Annotated in this window: 21 protein-coding genes; 8 read left to right on the top strand and 13 right to left on the bottom strand. The window is 43.0% G+C overall.

All coding sequences use genetic code 11. The features are described from left to right. Positions 1-14 precede the first annotated feature (14 nt). Complete coding sequence (locus tag E0H77_RS08645) at positions 15-644, top strand: MlaC/ttg2D family ABC transporter substrate-binding protein (protein WP_131376995.1); 630 nt, start codon at positions 15-17, stop codon at positions 642-644. 12 nt (positions 645-656) lie between these two features. Beyond that, on the top strand, positions 657-947 hold the full coding sequence (locus E0H77_RS08640) for an STAS domain-containing protein (protein WP_131314860.1): 291 nt from the start codon (positions 657-659) through the stop codon (positions 945-947). 40 nt (positions 948-987) lie between these two features. On the opposite strand, the gene E0H77_RS08635 is transcribed toward E0H77_RS08640, so the two are convergent. After that, positions 988-2,001, bottom strand: a complete 1,014-nt coding sequence (locus tag E0H77_RS08635; RefSeq protein WP_131376992.1) for a CorA family divalent cation transporter — start codon at positions 1,999-2,001, stop codon at positions 988-990. 154 nt (positions 2,002-2,155) lie between these two features. Here E0H77_RS08635 and E0H77_RS08630 point away from each other — a divergent pair, with 154 nt between their 5' ends. Then, positions 2,156-2,737 (top strand): LOG family protein, encoded by a 582-nt coding sequence (locus E0H77_RS08630; RefSeq protein ID WP_131376989.1) that lies wholly within the window; start codon positions 2,156-2,158, stop codon positions 2,735-2,737. A gap of 103 nt (positions 2,738-2,840) precedes the next feature. Here E0H77_RS08630 and E0H77_RS08625 read toward each other — a convergent pair whose 3' ends face one another. Both E0H77_RS08625 and recG read right to left on the bottom strand, forming a co-directional pair. Next, the gene (locus E0H77_RS08625) at positions 2,841-3,464 is read right to left on the bottom strand and encodes a ComF family protein (RefSeq protein ID WP_131376986.1); all 624 of its coding nucleotides are present in this window, start codon (positions 3,462-3,464) and stop codon (positions 2,841-2,843) included. Continuing rightward, positions 3,451-5,496, bottom strand: coding sequence for an ATP-dependent DNA helicase RecG (gene recG, locus E0H77_RS08620; protein ID WP_131376983.1), 2,046 nt, complete (start codon positions 5,494-5,496; stop codon positions 3,451-3,453). Before recG ends, E0H77_RS08625 begins: the two co-directional genes overlap by 14 nt. Positions 5,497-5,519: 23 nt before the next feature. On the opposite strand from recG, the gene E0H77_RS08615 reads away from it, so the two are divergent. After that, positions 5,520-6,335, top strand: coding sequence for an NAD-dependent epimerase/dehydratase family protein (locus E0H77_RS08615; protein WP_131376979.1), 816 nt, complete (start codon positions 5,520-5,522; stop codon positions 6,333-6,335). A gap of 394 nt (positions 6,336-6,729) precedes the next feature. On the opposite strand, the gene plsB is transcribed toward E0H77_RS08615, so the two are convergent. Then, complete coding sequence (gene plsB, locus E0H77_RS08610) at positions 6,730-9,306, bottom strand: glycerol-3-phosphate 1-O-acyltransferase PlsB (RefSeq protein WP_131376977.1); 2,577 nt, start codon at positions 9,304-9,306, stop codon at positions 6,730-6,732. A 304-nt stretch (positions 9,307-9,610) separates the two neighbouring features. On the opposite strand from plsB, the gene E0H77_RS08605 reads away from it, so the two are divergent. The 3 genes from E0H77_RS08605 to E0H77_RS08595 all read left to right on the top strand — a co-directional run bounded on the left by E0H77_RS08605 (position 9,611) and on the right by E0H77_RS08595 (position 12,630). Continuing rightward, on the top strand, positions 9,611-10,486 hold the full coding sequence (locus E0H77_RS08605) for an acyl-CoA thioesterase (protein ID WP_131376974.1): 876 nt from the start codon (positions 9,611-9,613) through the stop codon (positions 10,484-10,486). 132 nt (positions 10,487-10,618) lie between these two features. Next, entirely contained in the window at positions 10,619-11,860 is a 1,242-nt protein-coding gene (locus E0H77_RS08600; protein WP_131376972.1) for a dicarboxylate/amino acid:cation symporter, read from the top strand. A gap of 347 nt (positions 11,861-12,207) precedes the next feature. Next, the gene (locus E0H77_RS08595; protein WP_131376970.1) at positions 12,208-12,630 is read left to right on the top strand and encodes an NUDIX hydrolase; all 423 of its coding nucleotides are present in this window, start codon (positions 12,208-12,210) and stop codon (positions 12,628-12,630) included. A 12-nt stretch (positions 12,631-12,642) separates the two neighbouring features. Here the strand turns inward: E0H77_RS08595 and add are convergent, their stop codons facing one another. Both add and aptA read right to left on the bottom strand, forming a co-directional pair. Further along, positions 12,643-13,665: an adenosine deaminase gene (add, locus tag E0H77_RS08590; protein WP_131376967.1), complete on the bottom strand. Its 1,023-nt coding sequence runs from the start codon at positions 13,663-13,665 to the stop codon at positions 12,643-12,645. A gap of 101 nt (positions 13,666-13,766) precedes the next feature. Further along, entirely contained in the window at positions 13,767-15,098 is a 1,332-nt protein-coding gene (aptA, locus tag E0H77_RS08585) for an omega-aminotransferase AptA (RefSeq protein ID WP_131376964.1), read from the bottom strand. 102 nt (positions 15,099-15,200) lie between these two features. Here aptA and E0H77_RS08580 point away from each other — a divergent pair, with 102 nt between their 5' ends. Further along, on the top strand, positions 15,201-16,112 hold the full coding sequence (locus tag E0H77_RS08580; RefSeq protein WP_131376960.1) for a LysR family transcriptional regulator: 912 nt from the start codon (positions 15,201-15,203) through the stop codon (positions 16,110-16,112). 251 nt (positions 16,113-16,363) lie between these two features. On the opposite strand, the gene E0H77_RS08575 is transcribed toward E0H77_RS08580, so the two are convergent. The 7 genes from E0H77_RS08575 to E0H77_RS13850 form a co-directional block, all read right to left on the bottom strand. Next, complete coding sequence (locus tag E0H77_RS08575; protein ID WP_131376957.1) at positions 16,364-17,158, bottom strand: substrate-binding domain-containing protein; 795 nt, start codon at positions 17,156-17,158, stop codon at positions 16,364-16,366. An 84-nt stretch (positions 17,159-17,242) separates the two neighbouring features. After that, the gene (tcuC, locus tag E0H77_RS08570) at positions 17,243-18,553 is read right to left on the bottom strand and encodes an MFS transporter (protein ID WP_131376954.1); all 1,311 of its coding nucleotides are present in this window, start codon (positions 18,551-18,553) and stop codon (positions 17,243-17,245) included. 259 nt (positions 18,554-18,812) lie between these two features. After that, entirely contained in the window at positions 18,813-19,742 is a 930-nt protein-coding gene (locus E0H77_RS08565) for a LysR family transcriptional regulator (protein WP_131376951.1), read from the bottom strand. 458 nt (positions 19,743-20,200) lie between these two features. Next, entirely contained in the window at positions 20,201-22,414 is a 2,214-nt protein-coding gene (locus E0H77_RS08560; RefSeq protein ID WP_131376948.1) for an SLC26A/SulP transporter family protein, read from the bottom strand. A gap of 401 nt (positions 22,415-22,815) precedes the next feature. Further along, positions 22,816-24,099 carry a ribonucleotide-diphosphate reductase subunit beta gene (locus E0H77_RS08555; protein ID WP_131376946.1) on the bottom strand — a complete coding sequence of 428 codons (1,284 nt, stop codon included), beginning with the start codon at positions 24,097-24,099 and terminating at the stop codon, positions 22,816-22,818. A 309-nt stretch (positions 24,100-24,408) separates the two neighbouring features. Further along, entirely contained in the window at positions 24,409-24,645 is a 237-nt protein-coding gene (locus E0H77_RS08550; RefSeq protein ID WP_131376943.1) for a DUF2188 domain-containing protein, read from the bottom strand. A 228-nt stretch (positions 24,646-24,873) separates the two neighbouring features. Further along, positions 24,874-25,005 (bottom strand): preprotein translocase subunit YajC, encoded by a 132-nt coding sequence (locus E0H77_RS13850; protein ID WP_213073558.1) that lies wholly within the window; start codon positions 25,003-25,005, stop codon positions 24,874-24,876. Positions 25,006-25,008 lie beyond the last annotated feature (3 nt).

The raw sequence follows: 25,008 nt of genomic DNA, 5'->3' as shown, positions 1-25,008 counted from the left end.
AGAGGAGTAAGACGTTGAATACTTTATTTAAACAAACACTTACAGCAAGCATCTTATCTAGCGTGATTGCAGGAACTGCATTTGCAGCGCCTGCTGAAGCACCGCCAGTGTTTGTAAAACGCGTTGCAGATGCTTTGATTAGCCGTTTAAAAGCGGATCATGCCAAATTGCAAAGTAATCCAACGACTGTTAATGCGATTGTGAAACAAAACCTTGACCCATATGTCGATGCACAATCATTCACTCGTATTGTGATGGGAACATATGCCGCACCACAAAACAGTACGGCACAGCAACGTGCAGCGTTTGAACATAATTTACGTCAAAGCCTGGTTCAAAACTATGGTTCGGCTTTAGCAAAATACAGCAACCAAAGTTATAGTCTTCGCCCTTACAAAGCGACAGGTGGTGCATTCCCTGTAGTAACAATTGATTTTGTTAACCAAGGGCAAAAAACCCCTGTATCATTCCAGTTGACTGACAACAATAGCCAATGGAAAATCCGCAATATTAATGTGGCAGGGATCGACTTGGGCTTGCAATTTCGCAACCAGTTTGCAGCAACTGTAAAACGTAATGGTGGCAACATCGATAAAGCGATTGCGACCTTTAAACCAGATGCTGATGCTGCGGTGAAAAAATAAGATAGGTGCATTGTGATTGAACTTAAACATCAGCAATTATGTCTGTCAGGTACGATTAATTTTGAGAATGCAGCGCAAATTTACCAGAAAGGCTTGGCGTTAATTCGTCAGCAGGCACATTTTCCTGTGGTGGTAAATTTGGAAGGATTGCAGCTTGGTAATACGTTAGCGTTGGCGGTGCTGGTACAGTGGTTACGTCAGACGCCAGAACAGAAGGGACTACATTTTCAGGCAGTTCCAGTCAAAATGCTCAAGATTATTGAAGCCTGCCATTTACAGGATGATCTGATTTTGTTGAGTTAAATCATGCGGTATAAAAAAGCATCCATATAGGATGCTTTTTTTATATCCATTTTTTCCAGCGGAAATAAGCAGTTGGAAGAACAAATGATGCAACGATAATGATAGAGACAGCAGTAAAGCTGAAATCTCCATGGGCAAACGGTAGAACAGTCGTATTCATCCCATAGAGACTGGTGACCAGCATCGGTGCTGTGAGTAAACTAGGTAAAATCGAGAAACGACGAATCGTATCGCTTTGTTCTGAGTTAATGAAACCAGATGTGGTATCGAGTAAGAAACGTACTTTTTGGAATAAGAAAGCTGTATGTTCAACCAATGAACGTACATCTTCACTCATCTCCCGAATTTCACCATCATAAATATGGCTACCTAAAGCGCGTGGGCGTGACAAAAAACTGAGAATACGGCGTAAATCGATCAGACACAGCTGAGCTTTTCCGAGCATGTCTTCTTGTTGTGCCAAACGAGTCACCATGTCATCAAGGTCAAGCACTTGTTCACGGTGGTGGTTATTGAGAACTTCGGTTGAATATTTTTCTAGATCTTTATGAATATCTTCCAAGATATCAGCAAGCTCATCAAGCTTGGCTTCGAACAATCCCAGTAAAATCCAGACAGGGTCTTTATAGTCTACATCGTAATCATTGCGGCGCGCGCGGGCACGAAATGCACGAAACGACACCAGTTTCTCACCACGAAGTGTAAGCAGGCGCTGTTTATTTAAGATAAATGCAACGGTTTGTACCGTTGCCAGCATATGATCCTGCTCATCACTTTCATTATCGACCTGATAGTTTTTATTTTTCGTTAAAAAATAAGTACTGATATGTAAAATGCCATCATCATCGCGATAGAATCGAGCTGATGATGAAATATCTTCAAGCGATTTGAGTGTAGGCAGATTCTGTTCATAGGCATCAATAACCCATTGTTGCTCCTCTTGTGAAGGTGCAATCAGATCAATCCATACTAATTCTGGGTGTAAGTCGAATCCACCATTAATGGTCGCATCTTCGAGACTCCCACGCTCTGTTGCGTAAAAAGCTTCAAGCATCGGTGTCTTTCTCCCTTGGATAGGTCGGGGGTAAAACGGTGGGTGTATTTTAGACAAGGAATTGCAGAAAAACACTGATCACTTCGTTATTTTGCTAAAAAAAATCGCTTTAGTTTATTTTTAATGCACGACAGATCAATAATAGGTCAATTTTATGAATTCAATTGCAATTTTCTGTGGCTCTAAAGCAGGTAATGACTCAATTTTTGTACAAACAGCTCAAGATGTTGGGCAAAAAATTGCTCAACAAGGTAAAACATTGGTTTATGGTGGTGGGCGCTCTGGGTTAATGGGTGTGGTGGCCGACAGCGCATTACAGGCGGGTGGGAAAGTTATTGGAGTGATTCCTGAGACACTGGTGAATCGGGAGTTGGCGCATTCCCATTTAACTGAGCTACATGTGGTGAAAAACATGCATGAACGCAAAACCAAAATGTCTGAGCTTGCCGATGGTTTTATTGCCCTGCCAGGAGGTGCGGGTACACTGGAAGAAATTTTTGAACAATGGACATGGGCACAGTTGGGGATTCACTTAAAACCCTGTGCTTTTTTAAATGTGATGGGTTTTTATGATCCATTGCTATCCATGATCCAAGCGACGGTCAGACAAGGGTTTACCCACTCGCGTTTTGCCGATACTTTGTTGGTGTCAGATCAGATAGAAACTTTGCTGACCCAGTTTGAACAGTATCAGCCGCCGCAACCGAAATGGAGCGCCAATGAAATTGTGGCATAGCTGATTGAAACTGTTTTCAGAAAATGACTGGGTAAATCTTGAGATGGTTTTATCCAGTTCATGTGGCGCAAATGCTGGTTATTTTTGAGTTTCCAATCCATCATTAGGCTTTCGGACTTGCCAGACAAACCGCATGAATCTGCTGGCAACCGAGTTGCTGTAATTTTGTATGCAATGCCTGAATTGAGCTACCCGTCGTGATGACATCATCCACAATCAGTACGCGTCGATAACGTACTTTACTGGGGGCTTGTACCACGAACTGCTGTTCAATATTGCTGAGTCGTTCCAGTCGGTTCAAACCTTTTTGATGCTGCTGATCCTGCCGTAGAATGGGTTGCCAGATTGGGACATTGAGTTGCTTGGCTAAATGCTCTGCCAAAAGTAAGGCCTGATTATAACCCCGTTCAATCAACCGCTGCTGTGAAATGGGCATGGGAACAATGGCTTGAACTTTGGGGAATTTAAGCTGACTCAACATATGATTAAATAACGGCAGATAATGCAGTTGTTGCTCGTATTTGAACTGTTGAATCATTCGATCAAGCGGATACTGATAATAGGCAGCCACCTGAATCTGAATTTCTTGGCGACTAATGTTTTGCTTGAGCCACGGCAACTGTAGCCAGCAATCCTGACATACAGATGCTTGGGTCACTCGATCACTTTGGCACAGGCTACAGTTCAATAAAGGTCGCAACAGCCGAGAAAATTTAGACATAAGCATAGCGCGGTGCCTCAGGTAGCCAACGCTTCAGCAATGGCTGTACCAGTTCTGGATGCTTTTGCATAATTTGCTGTGCCACATAATGCGCTTGATTGAGCAAATGATCATCGCGCTCCAGTTTGGCCACCCGAAAGCCTAGATCGCCTGTTTGTTTGGTTCCAAGCATTTCACCAGGCCCGCGCAGCTCCAGATCTTTTTCAGCAATGACAAAACCATCATTACTTTCTCTTAAAATCGACAGACGTTCATGTCCGTTTTTTGACAGTGGGGTTTTATACAGCAACACACAAAAACTGGCTAAAGCGCCACGTCCAACCCGCCCGCGTAACTGATGTAACTGCGATAAACCCAGCCGTTCTGCATTTTCAATAATCATCAGGCTGGCATTGGGGACATCGACCCCGACTTCAATCACTGTCGTGGCAATCAACAATTGCAATTGATTGTTCTTAAACTGTTGCATCACGCGCTGCTTGTCATCGGCTTTCATTTTGCCATGTACCAAGCCAATTTTCAGTTCAGGAAAACGTTGCTGAATTTCCTGATAGGTCGCTTCCGCGGCTTGAGCATCGAGAGTTTCGGACTGCTCGACCAGTGTACAGACCCAGTAGGCTTGTTTGCCTTCAGTACAGTTATTGGCAATACGCTGCAGCACTTCTTCACGGCGGTCGATCGGAATGGCAACCGTTTGAATCGGGGTACGTCCAGGCGGTAGCTCATCAATAATTGACGTGTCTAAATCACCATAAGCGCTCATCGCCAGTGTGCGAGGAATTGGGGTTGCAGTCATCACCAGTTGATGCGGTGTGTATTGTGCATCACCTTTGTTACGCAGTGCCAAACGCTGATCAACCCCGAAACGATGCTGTTCATCAATGATCACCAAACCGAGTTTGGCAAATTTGACATTGTCCTGAAACAGGGCATGCGTTCCGATGGCCAGTTGTGCCGTACCTGTGGCAATTTGTTCTTCGGCTGCTACACGTGCTTTACCTTTCTGTTTACCCGAGAGCCATGCCACGTTTAAACCTAAAGGCTCAAACCAGCGTTTAAAATTAAGATAATGCTGCTCTGCCAAAATCTCAGTCGGTGCCATCAGTGCCACTTGCCAGTCGGCTTCGAGAGCATGACATGCTGCTATGCCTGCAACCAGTGTTTTTCCTGCACCGACATCGCCCTGTACCAAACGTAGCATCGGTTTATTTTGTTTGAGGTCATCGGCGATTTCTTTAGATACCCGTTTTTGCGCATTGGTCATTTTAAAGGGTAGCCCAGCCAAAAGCTGTTTGGCGAGGACTTTACTGCTTGGCAGAGCAGGTGCTTGGATTTGCTGAATATAGGCGCGACGAGTCAACAGACTGAGTTGATGTGCCACCAGTTCTTCAAAAATCAGGCGTTGCTGTGCTGGATGTGAGCCCTGTGCTAGTTGTTGCATGTTGGCACTCAGCGGTGGCTCATGGATATAAAACAACGCATCTTTAAGCGCGTAGCCATTGCAAAACTGGCTGGGAATCAGCTCAGGCAAATCATCACTGTGCTGTTGTAAGGCTTGTTTGACATATTCGCGCAGCTTGGTTTGGGTTAAACCATCGGTACTAGGATAAATCGCAGTCAGTTGGGTTTTGGGTAATGGGGTATGGGCATGAATTGCTTGAATTTCAGGGTGATACAATTCCAAACCGCGCGCACCGACACGGATTTCACCAAACACCCGAACCCGTTGCCCGATCTGTAGGGTCGTGGTCAGGTTTTTATAGATATGATAAAAACGCAAGGTGACTTTGCCAAAATCATCTTGCAGTGCTACCGCCATAGATTTGCGTTTGCCCGCAGGAAAATCAACCGACTGCACGATACCTTCGAGCAAATAGCTACGCCCAACTTGCAGTTGGTTCATGGCAATAATGCTGCTACGATCTTCATAGTCACGTGGTAAGTGAAATAGCAAATCATCAGTGGTGAAAAGATTCAGTTTTTCTAAGAGCGTTGCGGTTGCCTGCCCCACGCCTTGTAATTGATGAATTAAAGCCATGTCCCTCCAGCTTAGGTCATGTCATGCATATTGTATTTATTGGTTATGGTAAAACATCTCAACGCGTTGCAAAACAGCTATTTGCACAAGGACACCAGATTAGCACAATTAGCCGTAGCCCGAAAACCGATCCGTTTGCCCAGCATTATGTTCAAGATGTTCATCGTTTAGATTTATCAACCTTCGCCCCGATTGACTGGGTGTATGTGTTGCTTAGCCCTGAACAGAGCAGTGTGGAGGGTTATCAGCATACCTATGTTGATTCGGTTGCACCAATTGTCGCTGCGCTGCGCTCACATTCTGTCAAAAAAGTGGTGGTGGTGTCTTCCACTCGCGTTTATGGTGAAGATGCAGGGCAGGTGATTGATGATGATAGCCTAATCCAACCGAGTGATGCGCAGGGGAGTTTGCTGCGAGAGATGGAACTACGCTGGCAGCAAGCGTACCCTGAACAAAGTGTCGTGATTCGTCCAAGCGGAATTTATGGAGACAGTGTAGCGAGGATGTGCAAGCTGGCACAGAACACCACGGTATATCCAAATACGCACTGGAGCAACCGTATTCATGCGGATGACTTGGCAGGTTTTTTGACGTACTTGACACAATTACAGCAGCATCAGCCGAGTTATATTGTGAGTAATCATCAGCCTCTGCCGCTGCATGAAGTGCTGGTATGGTTTCAGCAACAATTGGAATTACCTCGTTTAAGTGTGCAATATCCTGAACAGGTTTCGGGTAAGCGCCTGTATGCGACACGTTTGCAGCAAAGCGGTTTTCAGTTACAGCACACTGATTGCTTTCAAGATTATGCGGCGTTGTTGGCACAGCAGCCACGATGAATTAATTGATTTGAAAAGATGTAAAAATGAACTCAAAGATTTGATATTTGGCAGTTACAGCGGTGAAGAATAAATGCTTTAGTTGGTTCTTATAAAATTAAAATGGCATCTTATCGTTTTAAGTCCAATTCTTGGAGCTCATCACTACTTTTGTTTCGGCAAAATGAGAAGCAAAGCTTCGCAAGGAAACCATTTGTCATCCACAAAACTCGTTAACTATAAGCAATAATAAAATAAATCGCAGAAACAACGATTTATTAATCTAGTCCGGCCTCAAACAATTGTGGATGACGTATCCGTGTATCAAATAATGTGATGAATTTAAAATGGAAAGTGCCAGTCAATTAACTGACTGGCACTAATTCAAAGATGCGGTTTTTTAAAGCCTGATAACTTATTTTTTCTTACGTTTTGAACGGCGTTTGGCATTGTGCTCTGCCATCGCTGCCAATGCTTGCTGTAACTCTTCATCACTAAAGGTAGTGATGTGGCGCAGCATTTGACGAGTGGCGTCGTCCAAGACCAAGTTGGCATACTGAGCAACACGACTAAAGTTTTCGTCGTATTCCAAGAAGCCTTGTTCATTGGTTTTAATATAGTTTTGCTGAGTCAACACTTTGAGGAAGCTTTGGAATAATGCCTTATCAAAGAACTCTGGTGAATTGAATTCAAACAGCACGGACAAACGCTGCCCGAGTAAGTGACTCAAATCTTCAACCTGTTTTGCTGAAATATTGCCTGAGCCACGTTGCGTGATGAGCGCCAAAGTCATGTAGTAACGTTCCAGACTTTGTTTGACAGGTGCCATCATCAGCACCAACTGATTATGCGCTTCCGAATTTGGTGTCGGGCTATGCAAGTCGCCTTGAGCATCGGCCGAGATCAGACCCGCTTCAATCATGGCATCGGTATAAGCTTGGATTGGTTGATTTAGCTCCGACACATCCCATTTCATAAACAGTTCAGCTTTTAAGAATGGGTACAGAGTGCAAATCACATTGCCTAAATCTTCACGGCTAATTTTACCGTTGAGTTCCACCAAAGATGCAATCAGTGATGGCAAGACAAAGGCATGTAAAACGTTATTGCGGAAGTACGTCAACAATACTGCTTGGTTGTCTTCTACAGTAATAATGTCGCCAAGTGCATGTTGAACACGTTTGAGCAATTTGAGTTTTAGACCATAACTGATCATCTCTTTGCCTGACAACGAAGTCACTTCACTGCGTGCATCATAAGGCAATAGAGTTGCCAGATGACGATAGGTATCAAGCTGTTTAATAAACAGCTCTTCATCGAGTGTGTGTTTATCATTTGCCAGTAAAATCAGTGACAATAACGAAACAGGATTGATCACCACCGCATTGTTAATTTTTTCCAAGATCGCATGGGCAGAACTGGTGACTGCATCCGACACTACAGCAGGAATTGGATCATCATTCTTTTCAATACGAATCTGGTCAGCATTGTGCGCTTTGAGCAGATCATTTAAAAATACAGGTTCGCCAAAGTTGACGTGTACCTTACCGAAAATGCGCTCGATTTTACGCAAGGTTTTGGCAATCCCAATCAGTGATTCGGCTTCTTTCGGTTTGCCCTGCATTTCGCCAATATAGGTTGAACCTTCCATGAGGCGTTCATAACCAATATACGTCGGAATAAACACAATTGGTTTGTTGCTGGTACTGCGCAAATGACTGTGTACTGTCATCGCAAGCATGCCTGTTTTTGGCGGTAGCAAACGTCCTGTACGCGAACGTCCACCTTCAATGAAGTATTCGAGAGGTGTATTGCGTGACACAATGCTATATAAATATTCTTTAAATACAGTTGTATATAGACCATTTCCGCGGAAAGAACGGCGAATAAAGAACGCACCGCCACCACGTAATAATTGACCGACAAAAGGCAGGTTCAGGTTATCGCCTGCCGCAATGTACGGTACCATCAAGCCACGACGGTGAATAATATAAGACAGCAATAAATAGTCGATGTGGCTGCGGTGACATGGGGTATAAACGACTTCATAGTCTTTTGCCAGTTCACGCACCGTGTTGAAGTTATGCACTTCAACGCCGTCATACAACTGTGTCCACAAGCGGGTCAGTGCCATATCGGCAAAGCGTACGGTTGAATAAGAATAATCCGATACGATTTCATTGACATAGCCGATGGCACGGCGCTCAGCTTCAAACAGGCTGATTTTGCCGCGGATACTTTCACGGCGAATGGCCTCTTGAACATCGGGTGCCTTGACCAAAGACTGCATCACGTTACGGCGATCTGATAAGTCAGGGCCAAGTACGGCTTCACGTTGACGATCAAGATATTGATTCAGTTGATTGATAATATATGTCGCAGGTGACAGGTTCGGGCGTTGCTCTTTGGCAAAGTTGACCAAGTCGCGCAGCGACTGTTCAGGATGGAATTCAATAAAGGACTGACGGCCATGCATCCCGATATTAATCAACTGCTTGAGTGTGCTTGGTGTGGCCCACGTGTCAGTAAACAGCAGTTTAAATAAAGAATCTTCTTTGTCTGGTGAACGTCCCCACAAAATGGTCACAGGCACTAACTGAATGTCCAGTTCAGGCTGTTGCTCAAGCATTTCAATCATGCGTAATAGGCGTGGGGGTAAGGTTGGCGCACTGGCATTGAGCAAATAGTTATGGTCTGGTTGCTGTAAAAAGAACACCGAGCTTTTTTCTGTCGTATTGCCCACTTGTAAGGGTTCTAATGCAGGCGGTAATTTGAGTTTGCGGGTTTCACTATCGACTACCAATGCATTACTGCGTGAGTAATTTTGCAAGACATAGCAAACAATCTTTTGCGGTTGAGCCGCAACTTCGCCATTTTCTGTTGATACAGCAGAAGTCGGTGGAACATCGCCAAGAACATGTGGAGTCACCACAAGATCAAGAATTTTGCTTGATAGTCTACGGTACATTTGACCAAAACTATTCTTGGACATAAAAACTCCTACTTCAACACAAAGGCAAAGTGATAAAAACAAACAGGATAAAGGGTGATGAGATGGAACAAATCGAACCTTTCGCCAATTTTAACCAAAATGTAGGGCTTTGCGCACAAATTACGTTGAAAAAACGTAGTTTCATGTCATTGAAATCAGAAAAATATTGATCTTATGGGTTTTTCTTGTGGTTTGGTTGCATAAAACTCACTAAATTACATCTGCACCTGCGCCATTGCTTGGGATTATGGCAAAATAATCAGTAGATTTTTATGGTCTTAAAAACCACTTAGTTAGGTAATTGATGATGACACTCACCCAAGAATTAATCGATTTGCTCAGTTTGGAAAAGCTTGAAGAAGATATTTATCGTGGGCAGAGCCGTAATTTAGTGGGCAAACGCGTTTTTGGTGGTCAGGTGTTGGGGCAAGCATTGCGTGCAGCATCTTATACTACAGATCGCCCCGCACATTCGTTGCATGCTTACTTTCTGTTTGGTGGAGATGTTGACGCCCCAATTATTTACCAAGTGGATCGTTTACGTGATGGAAAGAGCTTTGTTAGCCGTCAGGTACGTGCGATTCAGCATGGACGTACTATTTTTACCGCTATGGTGTCGTTTGCCACGCCAGAAGAAGGTTTAAACTATCAGCGTCATGCGCCAGATGTACCTGCGCCTGAAACCCTGCAGAATGAAAAGCAGATTAAACAGGATTTACTGGAATTTGTGCCTGAAAATGTGCGTAACAGTTTTATGCGTGACCGTCATGTCGAGCTGCGCCCCGTAGAAGACATTCAAAATCCATTTCGCCCGCAGCCACAGCTTCCACATTATTCACATTATGTGCGTACTCATGAGCAAATTAAGGCAGAACAAGACAGCGTTGCCTTGCACCAATCCATTGTGGCGTTTTATTCCGACTTTACCCTCATGACTACTGCATTACGCCCACACGGCTTAAATTATTTATCGCCGAGTTTGCAGTGCGCCAGTATTGACCATGCGATTTATTTCCATAAACCACTGCGTGCCGATAACTGGATGTTGTATGACATGGAAACGACTGTGAGTGCCAGTTCACGTGGTCTGAACTTTGGGCGTATGTGGCAAAATGGCGAGTTGGTGTGTAGCACGGTACAAGAAGGCTTGATGCGATTACGCGAAATCGAAACACAATAAAATCAAAAGGCTAAGGTGAAATGTTGCTTTAGCCTTTGTCATAAACCTGATTGACATATTCAAAATAGCACTCGATTCCATATCTTTGCCATGCCATAGTATTCAATAGCTTAAAATAAGAACTGAGGCAAGATGAGTTTAAATACCAAGATTTTTATTGCAGCCTTGATTGGCATTGCCTATGGTTTGTTGCTGCGGTTTTATCCAGATACGGCGTTCTTTAATGGCAGCTTATATGTACTGGGTATTGTCAGTGGTATTTTTATTGGATTCCTGAAAATGTTGCTTGTCCCACTGGTATTTTCTTCGATTGTGATCGGGGTTGCCAGTCTGGAGTCTGGGCATCAACTGGGTAAGGTCTGGAAAATTACCTTGCTATGTAGTTTGACGACCATGAGTCTGTCGTTATTTCTCGGCTTGCTAGGCGCACATCTATTTGAAGTAGGCAAGGGGTTAAATGTTACTCTGTTCCAAACTGCGATGCAGCAACATCCACCCACAGCACAAAATTTGGATGCTTCCTCATTTTTGGTGAACTTTGTCCAAAATACCCTGATTAACCCATTTAAAGCCTTTAGTGATGGTAATGTGTTGTCAGTGGTGATTTTTTCCATGCTGATTGGTCTGGCACTGGTGTATGGGGGAGAGCGCTTTACAGGGATTCGCCGTTTAAGTCAGGAATTTTTTGAACTGGTGATGATGCTGGTGGGCTGGCTGATGAAGCTTGCTCCGATTGGTATTTTAGCGTTGCTGGCTAAACTGATTGCCAAAGAAGATTTGTCGGTATTGAGCCGCTTGGCCGAGTTTGCAGCAGTGGTGACAGGTACAACTTTATTTCATGGCATTGTGGTGTTGCCGCTGTTACTCTGGATTTTTGGCAAAATGTCGCCGTGGACATTTTTCAAAGGTGCACGTTTGGCATTGGTCACGGCATTTGCCACCAGTTCCAGTTCAGCGACTATGCCACTGAGCATGAAGTGTGCACAGGAAAATCTGGGTGTACGACCACAGATAGCAGGTTTTGTGATTCCGCTCGGTTCACATCTCAACATGGATGGTACGGCACTTTACGAAGCAGCAGCAGCGCTGTTTGTTGCTAATTTGATCGGACTGGATTTGCATTTGGGACAGCAGATTATTGTCTGTTTAACTGCTATGATTGCCTCTTTGGGGGCACCTGGTATTCCAAGTGCGGGCATGGTTACCATGATTATGGTATTACAGTCTGTCGGTTTACCTGCCGAAGCCATTGCGATTTTACTGCCGATAGACCGTATTTTGGATACCGTTCGTACCGTGGTCAATGTGCAGGGCGATATGATGGTGAGTGTGGTGGTGGATCGTTATACCCGTATTCCACAAGACCCAAGTTAAGCCCAATCAATCCTGAAAAACAATTCAGAAGATTGTCTGATTCAGTCAATCTTCTTTAAAAACTTTATCTGAAATCGGGTTCTTTTTATCACTATGCAGTTCGTGGCATAGCATCGCTCAAGAGCTAAATTGTTCAGTATGATGCAGTAAGTAGAAGAATCTTGAGCGTAATAAAAAAACAGATTTTTGAGTGAAGAGCTGGAATTTATTTTAGCTTTAAAATACTGATTTTATAGAGATATATTGTCATGATTTGGGTAGATATATACAGCAAGCATGAGATCTTCAGCATAAGCGAATCAGATAGACTACACTAAACCGATTTACACTCCCGCATTATCAGAACTATGACTCAATCTCAACGACCTGTGATTACCGTTGCCGCCGCGATTATTTTTAATGCTCAAGGGCAGGCACTACTGGCACGTAAACGTAATACCGAATTTTTTATGCAGGTTGGTGGTAAGCTCGAAGCCAACGAATCGGCACAGCAAGGTTTATTGCGCGAGATTCAGGAAGAAATTAGCGTGGCTGCGCGGATTGTCAAAGATTTAGGCATCGTTGAAACGGTCGCTGCCAATGAAGCCAATCATCGCTTATTGGCGCATTTATTTCATGTCGAGTTGTTGGGTGATGCACAAGCGTCTGCTGAGTTGGCAGAAATTCAATGGGTGAATGTGTTTGCACCGATTGACTTGGCATTAGCCCCATTAACCGAACGCTATGTCCTGCCTTATATTCGACAGCAGTGTGCTGAGTCTCAAAACTAGCGGAGCAAGTGGTTAATTGATTCCTGAAATTGAGTTACGCTGTGTCACTTTCTCTTGAAGCTGCTGTTTTTCCTGAGCGGATAAAAAAGCAATGTTTAAGCCGTTTTGCTGCGCTTGCTGAATTTGTGCTTCGGACAAGCCTGCCTGTGGTGCTGCCTGTAAATATTCATGTTTAATATCAATACCTTCAACCGCAGGGTCATCGCTGTTAATGGTGGCTAAAATGCCATGTTCCAAAAAAATCTTGAGTGGATGCTGACGAATATCGGCAACGGTGCTGGTTTGCAGATTTGAAGTAATGCAGGACTCAATCCCGATCTGATGCTCAGCTAAATAATCCAGTAACTTTGCATCTTCCATAGCTTTTACGCCATGCCCGATACGGGTTGCACCGAGGGTTTGAATGGCTTGCCAAATACTGCTTGCGCCTGCGGCTTCGCCTGCATGGATGCTGATGTGCCAACCTGCATCGCGGGCTTGCTTGAAATGATCAATAAACAGTTCCCCTGGAAAGCCCAGTTCATCGCCTGCCAAATCCAGTGCGGTAATCTGGTCACGATGCGTCAGTAAGGCATCCAGTTCTTGTTGGCAACGTGCCTGTCCAAAAGTACGGCTCATAATGCCGATCAGTTTGGCAGGAATGTCAAAGTCACGGCTGCCTTGCTGAACGCCATCAATTACGGCTTCGACTACGCCCGCCAGTGGAAGTTGATGGCTCATCGCCATATAAAAGGGTGAAAAACGCAGTTCGACATAGTCCAAACCTTGCTGCGCTGCATCTTGCATATTTTCCCATGCGACACGGCGGCAGGCTTCCAAATCACCCAAGACTTTTACGCCCCAGTCCAGTTTGCTTAAGAAACTCAGCAGGTCGGGCTGATTGTCCATGACCTGAACATGGGGCAGGAGTTCAGGCAGGGTATTGGCAGGCAGTTGAATTTGAAATTGTTGCCCGAGTTCTAAAATGGTTTGAGGGCGAATGTTGCCATCGAGGTGACGGTGTAAATCGGTGAGCGGGATATTTTTATCAATCATTATTATTCGCCTAAGGGTTTATCCAATCAAAAAAAAAAGCGTGATGTCCTCACAGCATAATCGCAAGTGGATTCATCACGCTAGTTCAAAGGCAACAGGCTTTAGTCAATTTTCTGTAAATGATCACCAATCGCTGCAAATAAACGACTGAGGTCTTCAGGTTTGCTGTTGAACATCGGCCCAAACTGCAAGCAGTCACCGCCAAAACGCACATAAAAACCTGCTTTCCAAAGCGCTGTACCGACTTCAAACGGACGAATACTTGGATCGCCATCACGTGCTGCCAGTTGGATTGCCCCGATCAACCCGCAGTTACGAATATCGACCACGTGTTTTGCAGTTTTCAGGTCATGAATCACGCTTTGGAAATGTGGTGCAAGCGCAGCAGATTGCTCAATCAGTTGCTCTTGCTTTAATAGTTCTAGTGTTGCCAAACCTGCGGCACAGGCGACTGGATGACCCGAATAGGTATAACCATGTGCAAATTCGACAAAATGCTCAGGTGTGCCTTGTTGCATAAAGGTGTTAAAAATTTCATCTGAAGCAATCACGCCCCCCAAAGGCACAGCGCCGTTGGTGACCTGTTTGGCAAAGTTGAGAATGTCTGGGGTGACACCAAAGTATTCAGCCGCAGTCCATTTGCCCATACGACCAAAACCTGTAATGACTTCATCAAAAATCAACAGGATATTGTGCTGGTCACAGATTTCACGCAGGCGTTGTAAATAACCTTGTGGTGGAATAATCGCACCTGCTGAACCCGATACAGGCTCCACAATCACCGCTGCAATGTTGGAAGCATCATGCAGTTCAATCAGTTTCAGCATTTCATTGGCAAGCGCAACACCGCCTGTTTCTGCCATGCCTTGGGTAAATGGCAGGTCGGTTTGTAATGTATGCGGTAAATGATCGACATCCATAAACTGCCCGAACATTTTGCGGTTACCACCGATACCACCCAGGCTTGTCCCTGCGATGTTCACGCCATGATAGCCTTTGGCACGACCAATAAATTTGGTTTTGGCAGGCTGACCTTTTATGCGCCAGTAGGCTTTGGCCATTTTGACCGCAGTATCGGCTGACTCAGAACCTGAACCTGTAAAAAATACGTGATTGAGTGGATCTGGGGTCAGTGCGGTAATTTGTTCAGCCAACTGAAATGAAAGTGGATGTGCAAACTGGAATGCAGGGGCGTAGTCGAGTGTGCCAAGTTGTTTGGCTACAGCATCCTGAATCTGGCTGCGTGTATGCCCAGCACCACATGTCCATAAGCCAGATAATGAGTCGTAAATATGGCGACCCTGATCATCAATCAGGTAATTACCTTCGGCTGCCACCACAAAACGCGGGTCTTGTTTAAAATTACGGTTGGCGCTAAATGGCATCCAGTGCGCATCGGAATATTGAGCTTGAGTGTGGCGAGCATCAGACATGTGGGCATCCTTGAAAAATCCTGAGAAATACAGCTTACATTGAGTAAATAGATGAGATAAATTTAAGCTAACTCACGTTTAGATTTAGAAATACTCACCTAAATGAAAAGCAAAACCCTGAACCAAGTCACCGACTCTGATATCAAGCTATTGAAGGTTTTTCGGGCCGTTGCAGAAAATGGCAGTTTTTCAGCAGCCGAGAGTGCTTTGGGCATTACCCGTTCGGCGATTAGCTTGCATATGAGCACACTGGAAAACCGTTTGGGCATGCGTTTGTGCCAGCGTGGGCGTTCGGGTTTTGCCTTGACCGATGAAGGTAAACATATCTTGAGTTATAGCGAGGCATTGCTGACCTCGATTGAGGATTTTCGCCAGCATGTCAATCGTTTGCATCACGAAATCAAAGGTGAACTGAAAATCGGCATCATTAATAATTTGGTGACTTTGCCACAGATGCAGATTACCCATGCGTTATCGCGTTTGTATCAGAAAGGGCCAAATATTCAGATCCATCTGAGTATGAGTACCCCGATTGAAATTGAAAAAGGTCTCATGGACGGGCAATTGCATGTCGGGGCATTGCCAATGATCAGTCCTCTTTCAGGTCTGGAATATAGCGATTTATACGAAGAAGCCAGCTATTTGTATTGTAGTCATGCTCATGCATTGTTTCATCATGTTGGGCAGGTAAGCAGTGCCGAGCAACTAAAAAACTGGGATGCGGTAGTACCGAATTATCGGCTATCACAAAATGCGATTGAGATGCAGCAAGCCTTAAATGCCAAAGCCAATGCCAGTGATCGCGAAGGCATTGCCTTTCTGATTTTAACAGGAAAATTTATCGGGTTTCTGCCTGAGCACTATGCCAAGCACTGGGTTGAACGTGGCATGATGCGTGCAGTTTTTCCTGAAGAAATGCATTATTTTTCGAAGATTTGTATCGCAACGCGTAAGGGGCGGCGCGCCAATTTTATTTTGGATCTGTTTTTGCAAGAACTGAAAGTTCAAGCTTAAGTTTTTAACTTTAGATGAAAATTTAAAATTTTGAGCAAGAACAGTGAATGTCATAAAGGTTTTTATGATGTCGTTACATGACCTACTCAAGGTCATTTCCAAGGATTGCGATTTAAAAACTGAAAAGTTTTAAGATGCTGAATGATAAATAATATGTTCCTGCCTCAGACCGATCAGTTATTTAGCATTCAGGTCAAATCATCGAGATGTGATAGGAGGTGGTAACATCATTTTTTGATGTTACCTTAAAATTATGGTTTGATTTGTTCTAAACCCTGATCTTCAATAATCTGAGTCGCTTGTGGTGATTTCACGAATTGAATCAGTTCTTTGGCTAGCTTCTCATGTTTAGAATTTTTGCCTATACCTGCTGAGAAGACAGTTACTTTTTGATACGGTGCAGGAATAGGCCCAACCAATTCAACCTGTCCATATTTACCAGTAAAAGGCTTAATTTCACTGATCTGCTGGAATCCAATATCAAATTGCCCTTCTGCAATACGCTTGGCAACCCGATCACCGACAACTTTTTCAGCCTTACTGCGAATGACTTTATATTCCACTGGGGGAAAGCTTGGGAAAACATCTTTTTCAAGATGCGTACCGCTTGCACTGGCAGAGTAACCAATATGTTTCGCATTTAACAAAACTTTTTCGAAATTTGCCGCAGAACTAATATCAGGTTTTTTAGCGCCCTTCGGAATGACCATGCCAATGCTGGAATTGACCAAATCACGTTGTGTATTTGGTTCAATATAGCCTTTATTTTCTAACTTACTGAGTTCTGGAGCAGCCAGTACCACCATATCAAAATGTTCACCACGATCGAGTCGGTTGGGAATTGCCGTTGGTGATGCGCCCATAGACGAACCAGAAGATAGATGAACCGTATGCCCCGTTTGTTTTTCAAATATTGGAATGAGTTTTTGCATAGAGGAATAAAATCCACCTGAGCTAATCACTTCAAGTGTCTCTGCATGAGCAAGGGTTGATCCTAAGCCTAAACCAGCGAAGCAAACTATCGTGAAGATAGGAGACTTTTTCATAAGACCTCACGTGAATTGAAAGAGAGTCCAGCAGGTAGACCTGAGATCTACCTGACTGTGAATCGGATTGAAAAATAAACGGTCTTAAGTTCTGACTTTTACAGGTTCAGCTATAGCATCAGGGTGGTTCTGTTTAGAGCTACGACATAAATATAAGCTTGATATGAGGCTACATACCGCTGCGAACATCAGCCAGAAAGCTGGTGTGCTGGCATTTCCTGTATGTTCGACAAGGAACGTACATGCGATGGGTGTCATGCCCCCAAAAATAGCGGCTGCTAGACTAAAAGCGAGAGAAAAACCGACTGTCCGTACCCGTTTCGGCATGACTTCTGCCAGTGTTGCAACCATCGTGCCGTTGTACATACCAAAGAAAAATGAAAAGTAAGCAAGCGTAATCAGTAAATTAGAGAAACTGACATCATTTACTAACCAACTTAAAACGGGATAACTTGTAAAGATGGAAAGTATGGTAATTCCGACAAGAACTGGACGACGCCCAATTTTATCTGAGAGTAACCCACCCATAGGCAACCAGAAGAAATTAGACAAACCTACAAATACGGTGGCTAAAAGACTATCTGTCACAGACATCTCTAAAGTGCGTTTTGCATAAACTGTAGTGTAGACCGTTATAAAATAAAAAGTTGTTGTGGTCATGGCACTCATCATCATGCCTGCAAGGACAATGCGCCAGTTGCTCAGAATAGTTTTGAAAATTTCCTTTGAAGTCAGATGGATTTTTTGAGCCTTAAAGTCCTCTGTTTCTTCTAAAGTACGGCGGAATATAAAGATCAATGGAATAATCAAGCAACCGATAAAGAAAGGAATGCGCCAGCCCCATTCGCCCACTTGTGCATGAGTTAAAACAGTATTTAGCCAATAGCCGAGTAAGGATGCAAACACAACGGCAATTTGTTGGCTGCCAGACTGCCAACTGGTAATGAATCCACGATTTTTATCTGTTGCAATTTCAGCCAGATAAATCGACACACCACCAGATTCAACACCCGCCGAGAAACCTTGTAATAAACGTCCAATCACCACTAAAATTGGAGCAAGAATTCCGATGGTTTCATAACCAGGCACAAAGGTAATGAATATTGTTCCAATCGCCATGAGACTCAATGTGACGATTAGCCCTTTGCGTCGACCCACTTTATCGACATAAGCACCAAGAAAAATAGCTCCTAAAGGACGCATCAGAAAACCAGCAGCGAATACTGTAAAGGTCATCATTAAAGAAACATATTCATTTTCAGAGTGGAAAAATTTTGCTGCAATATAAGTTGCATAAAAACCAAAAAGAAAAAAATCGTACTGTTCTAAAAAATTACCACTCGTGACATTCAATATTTTTTTAAAAGTAGCCCAGTGTTTACTATTGCTATCCATTGGAGACCTCCTTGGTCTGACAAAATGGAAACACTCACAACAATCTGAATCTGAGACCGTTTATTCCCTCACATAGATGAGATGAGGTTCAAGAAAGCCTTTGCTGAATCATTGTGACGCCTTGTTTCCCGTTCAAACTACACATTTATATTCTGTTAAACAGAAATACATTTACCATTCAAAGGAAAATGTAATCGCAAATGGTCGAGGGGAGTGAGAGTGCAAAGTTAATTGGGTATTTAATAAAACTAATGGGTCTTTAGAAAATTATTTCAGAGCAGGGCCAGTTTTGATTTTGTATCAGCTCTTTAATACAGGCTTTTATTGCTGATTTTGCAGCTAAAGCGGCAGGAGATAACTCATTTTCAGCAAGGCTGACTAGATAGTTGATTCGTTCAATTTCAGGATCAATAACTTTAAGTAGCTGCAATTTATGTTTGTATTCTTGTAAACAGGCACTACCAGGGCGGATGCTGGCAAGTTCTAGATGAATAAGGCTGTCCATAAGTAAATGCAAGCCATCAATTTCATATACGATATTTAATTGCCCAATTGAATGATCTAATAATTTCCTTAAACTATGTCGTTGACGAGGTAGCACTAAGGGAATATCACCGATCTGTTGCGCTTGGATTACTCCACTGGCGAGACATTCATGCAGCCCATATTTTTCTAGAAATTCCCGTCTTCCCATCAAATACATTTGTTCTTTGACTAACGGTTGTATGGCCCATTGTTTGTCGATTTCATTGGTAAAGATAATCGCCAGATCAAGCTGGCGCGAATTAATGGCTTGAATCAGATTTCCCGATAGTGTTTCAACAATTTCAAGGCGGATATCAGGGTAGCGTTCAGACATTAATTTCATTAAAGGTATGCCTAACAAAGCAGTAATGGTCGGTGGAAAACCAATGCTGACATGACCTGAGAGCCTTGCGGAATGTGCAGCATCAACTGCAAAGTTGATTTGTCTTAGAATTAACTGGGAATGTTTTAAAAATGCGATGCCAGCGGGTGTAGGTGTTACGCCAAAAGCATTGCGTTGCAATAAACGGATACTTAATTCTTGCTCCAGTTTGCTGATTTGTTGGCTAATCGCGGAAGCACCAACATCTAGCTTCTGAGCAGCTTTTCCGATACTTCCAGCTTCAACGACAGTTGAAAAATATTTTATTTGCTTGATTTCCATAATGAATATTTCACTAATTATTCATAAATTATATGCGTATTATGAGGCTAATCCTGTAACGAATATTCATATTAACAGTGCTGGAGAAAGTTATCTTAAAATTATTCAATATGAGGTTGAAGCATTTACGTGCCGTAAATTCCAATGGTATTCGCCCTCGTAAAAACAGCTAATGAACACATGCATTTTAGTGACAGAAGCTTCCGAGTAGATTTTATTTTTCATCCATTATGTGGATGATTGTAATCATTCATCTATACTGGCAAGGCGTTAAGCATGGTTTTAGTGTCTGACAGATTCTGCAAATAAACGTAGCCTGTTTAGACGCCTTTACACATGCTTCCATCATCTAGTTACGCTGTGGGTTTCTTATTAGCTGAATTCAGCTATAAATCCCTTTATAGCCATCAAGTTGATGTAATGATTATAAATTTTAATTTATTCGTCAGTTGGCAAATCTAAGCCTCAAGTTCCAGTTCCAAAGCCAAATGCGTCATACGGTTTAGTCTGGAAGATAAATCAATATTCATTCTTTTTAGCAGCTTCAAACCAACAACTGGAGATTCCTGACAAAGCTTGTCAAAAGCACTGCAAGATAATTTTAACAGTGTAATTTCAGTGTCAGCATATACATCACAGACATGTGGATTTAACTGCTTGCTAAACAAGGCTCCTACACCAGCACTATAACTGGCTAAACGTATCATTTGTGCATGATCGTCAATAATGACACTAACGCGGCCACGGGTAATAAAATACAGTCCACCTTCATCACAACAGTCTTTACGCAAAATAAATTGATGTGCAGGAAATACCAACCTTTCCATACGTTGAGTTAAATTGGCAATTTGCTCTGGCGAGAGACTTGCGACAATATCAAACTCAGCCAGTGGTTTTTCAATCTGTTCTAGATTGGGCAATCCCAAAGTGTGTAAAAGTTCATCTTCGGCAAAGGCCAGTGCAGAATCATTATCCTCAAAAACACGACCAGAATTTTCAATTTCGCCAATACCGATATTACGTAGGTATTTACGGCGCTGCCCGCCAAAAGGTAAATGTGACAACAGCAGTTTCTTGCCCATTTTGCTCATGCTTTTGTCTAGACGTTTTAAGGTCATGGCGCCTGTGGTATCAATCATGCCGCAATGTTTGAAACTGAGAATAATCCAGTCAGCTGTGAGCATTTCCTTTTCAATTTTTTGAAAGACAGTCTCAACATTGCCAAAAAACAGCGGCCCGTGTAGATCAATATAGGCAATGCGCTGAGACTCTTTGATCAGGGCATTTACCGCTTCCATGCTACGGTCGGTACGGGAACGCATCTGATCGGGATGCACAACACGGCGGATGACGGTTTTGTTGGCATTGTGCAGGAAAATCAGTAGGGTAATGGCCATACCTACGCCAAGTGCAGCTAGAACTCCCTCAAAAACCACCAAAAAGGTCACAAATACCACAATTGCCAGATTGCCCAGTACATCGGTCTGGTTGGATATGGTGCTACTGATACCCACTTTGCGCAGCAGTTGCTGAGTCCAGCTGTCCATAGACGATACAGTCGTTGCGATGACCACACCCGCCATGACTGACAATGGGATGACTGCAATCAGGTCATTTAGACCATAAGACATACCAATCAGTGCAACGCCCATCATGATATTAGCAAAACGTGTACGGCCGCCATTGTTATAAACAGCGCGGGTCAGGTTTGGCGAACCACCACTTGGTGTACCACCAAACATGGCCGATGCTGCGTTGGCACAACCTTGTACCAGCAACTCCTTGTTGCTGTTATGTCGAGTGGAAAACAATTCGTCAGCATTGGAAATACTTAGTAATGACTGAATAGAGGAGACCAGTGCCAATGTTGCCGCTGTAGCAAAGATCGCAAACAGATGATGCTGAAAGCTGTAACTTTGCATTACATCTAGAGCATTACTCAATTGCGGCACAAAGTGGATGCCTGAAGGCAATTGACCAACGACTGGAACCAGATTACTGATACCCGTGAATTTTGTTGCAGCGATATAGGTGAGCGTTCCACCAACCAGACCGACCAAGGCAGAGGGTATTTTCTTAATCAATTTACTGCTGAACGCAACCAGTAATGCAGACAGAAGCATCAGGCCTAAAGACCAGCCATGCACAGGGACTTTCCCCGTTATTTCTTGCCAAACCTGACTTAAATTTTGTACGCCAAGCCCATTTGGAATTTGTCCGATCATGATCTGTAAGGCAAAACCGTTAATGATGCCAGCCAAAACAGGATAGGGGACAAACTTGACAAACGATCCCATATGGAAAAAACCAAGTAAAGCCTGCATGATTCCCGAAAGAAACAAGGTAATAATACAAATAACAACCAAGGCTACAGCAGCAGAATTGCCAGAGAAATAATCGGAAAAGGAATGGTGGCTGGCAATCGAGGCAATCAGAGCCGATAAAATGACAGCATGGCTGGTTTTGGGAGAGCTGATATGTAACGGTGGCCCACCAAATAAACCAGAAACAATTGCCGAGCAGACTGCTGCCACAAAGGCCGCCATAATGCCGACCGAAATAAAGTTTGCTCCCAGACTTTGATACGAGACTACGCCACAACTGAGAATGATGGGCACAATCATAATTGCCCCGACCACGCCTCCCATCATATCGCCTAAAAATTTCTGCATTTTCAAAAAAGGTTACTTAACGGAATGTGCGCAATACTAAGAGTTGTATTTGAACAATAGATTACAAAATATTGCACTTTTCAATTAATTACAAAAAGCAAGAAACTTGATTGTTGAGTTCTGATAAACCGTTCACAAGAAGTCTGTTTAAAGGCGTATTTCCGCAATTTTTATTGTGAGTTTTTTGCTGTTGTGTTACGTAAAATAACAATGGGGCTTTTGAGTTGAATTATGGCGGTTTACAGTGATTTTTCAGTTGGTTGATTTAATGTTGTCTAGAATCATAATTTTCAGAAAAAAATAGAGCCATTTGGCTCTATTTTTATTCGGTGTAAACTTTTGGATCAGCTGTCATTCTGTTTTCTGAAAACCGCTATGTTATTTAACGTATTTTCAAAAATTTACCAGTTTAATGCACCACCTGTTTGGTAGTCAGTCACACGTGTTTCAAAGAAATTCTTCTCTTTACGCAAGTCCATCATCTCAGACATCCACTGGAATGGGTTATTTACACCAGGGAATTGTTCAGATAAACCAAGCTGAGTCAGGCGGCGGTTACAGATGAATTTTAGATATTCTTCCATCATCGCTGCGTTCATACCCAATACGCCACGCGGCATGGTGTCACGCGCATATTCGATTTCGAGCATGGTGCCTTCTAGCAGCATTTGAGTAACTTCTTGCTGGAACTCGGTTGTCCATAACTGTGGGTTTTCGATTTTGATCTGGTTAATCATGTCGATACCGAAGTTCACATGCATCGACTCATCACGCAAAATGTACTGGAATTGCTCAGCAACACCATTCATTTTGTTACGGCGACCCATACTTAAAATTTGCGTAAAGCCACAGTAGAAGAAGATGCCTTCAAGCACACAGTAGAATGCAATCAAATTACGAAGTAATTGTTGATCTGTTTCAGAGGTACCTGTTTTAAAGGTTGGATCGCTCAAAGACTGCGTATATTTTAATCCCCATGCAGCTTTGCGAGCCACACTTGGAATCTCATGATACATATTGAAGATTTCACCTTCATCCATACCTAAAGATTCAATACAGTATTGATAGGCGTGGGTGTGAATTGCTTCTTCAAATGCCTGACGCAAAATATACTGGCGACATTCAGGGTTGGTAATCAGACGGTAAATCGCCAACACAAGGTTATTTGCAACGAGGGAATCTGCTGTAGAGAAGAAACCAAGATTACGCTTAACAATAATACGCTCGTCTTCAGTTAAGCCGTTTTCAGACTTCCAAAGCGCGATGTCATGGTTCATGTTGACTTCTTGCGGCATCCAGTGGTTTGCACAACCATCCAGATATTTTTGCCAAGCCCACTCGTATTTGAATGGAACAAGTTGGTTCAAGTCAGCGCGGCAGTTGATCATGGCTTTATCATCAACTTGGACACGACTTGCGCCTGTTTCCAGTTCTTCTAAACCTGAGACAACATCAAGATTTTTTAGGGATTCAGATGCTCGAGCCAGCGAATCGGCTGAATCTGCTGTTGCACTGGTATGGGTTGTAGTGGGTTGAGCATTTGCCACATTCTGCGACGATGGCTGCGAATCAAATACCACTTGCGAATCAGGCGCTTCTTGCGGTTGGACGGGCGCAGACTTGGGTTCTGGTGTAACCGGTTTTTGCGAATCATCTTCAAAATCGTCCCAACTAAGGATAGACATAATCATTCTCTCAAAACGTGTACGCCCAATAAAAAGATGTCTGTAGAACATATACTTTTAAATACTGTTCAGAAACTTGGTGGGCGAATTTAATTATTAAATTGGCAACTATTGTAATTATCAAAGACAAATTTTAATAGTTATTTTGAAGTGAATTGCTGAATTTTGAGCTAAATGTTAGATATATGATTGTTTTTTAGAATAATAAAAAATGTAAAAAAAACATATATTTGAATATTTTTTTAATAACAATCATTACCCCGAGCAAATCGAGGTAATGAAAAGGAATTTTAGTAATTTTTTAGAGAGTTAGCCCTTGATATTCCTTGGGTCATTTCCATGAGGAATAGTATTTTTTTCTCTAATTTGTTGATTAACCCCTTTGATGGTTAGTTCTCCACCACCTGAGTTTTGTAGCATTGATCTTGCTGAATTGATTGCTTCACGTTGTGTTGGGTGAGTTGAAGAAACGCAGGTGTTCCCATTTGCTTTATTCACCCATTCATCACCACGCTTATAAACCATTCGATCATTAGCTTTGCTCATAAAATACTCCTAAAGTTTGAGCTGTTTGCAAAGGTTAATTTGACGATGGCTCTAAACTAGTTCAGAATATTCACCAGCTTTTTCTAAGAAAGTCATCGCCCAAAAGATAACCTAAAGTCTTTTGGGAAAGGGGAGCATCGTTGGCGCGATGTTTCCCTTTTTCAATTTTGGCTATAGATAAAATCTCTATACATAACCAAAAAAAGTAAGACATTAAAAAGAGATGCACTACTTGTTTTGATTACGCTGCTCTTTACGTACCTTGTAAATGACATAAGTAATTGGTATACAAAACACCACATAGGTAAAGATGTATGCGAGCAAACCTAATTCATAGTTTTTAGATAAATGTTCAAACATCAT

The sequence above is a fragment of the Acinetobacter brisouioides genome, from assembly GCF_004331075.1.
GTDB lineage: Bacteria > Pseudomonadota > Gammaproteobacteria > Pseudomonadales > Moraxellaceae > Acinetobacter.
Note: the sequence above shows the minus strand (reverse complement) of the source record. Positions and strands in the feature narration are given on the sequence as shown.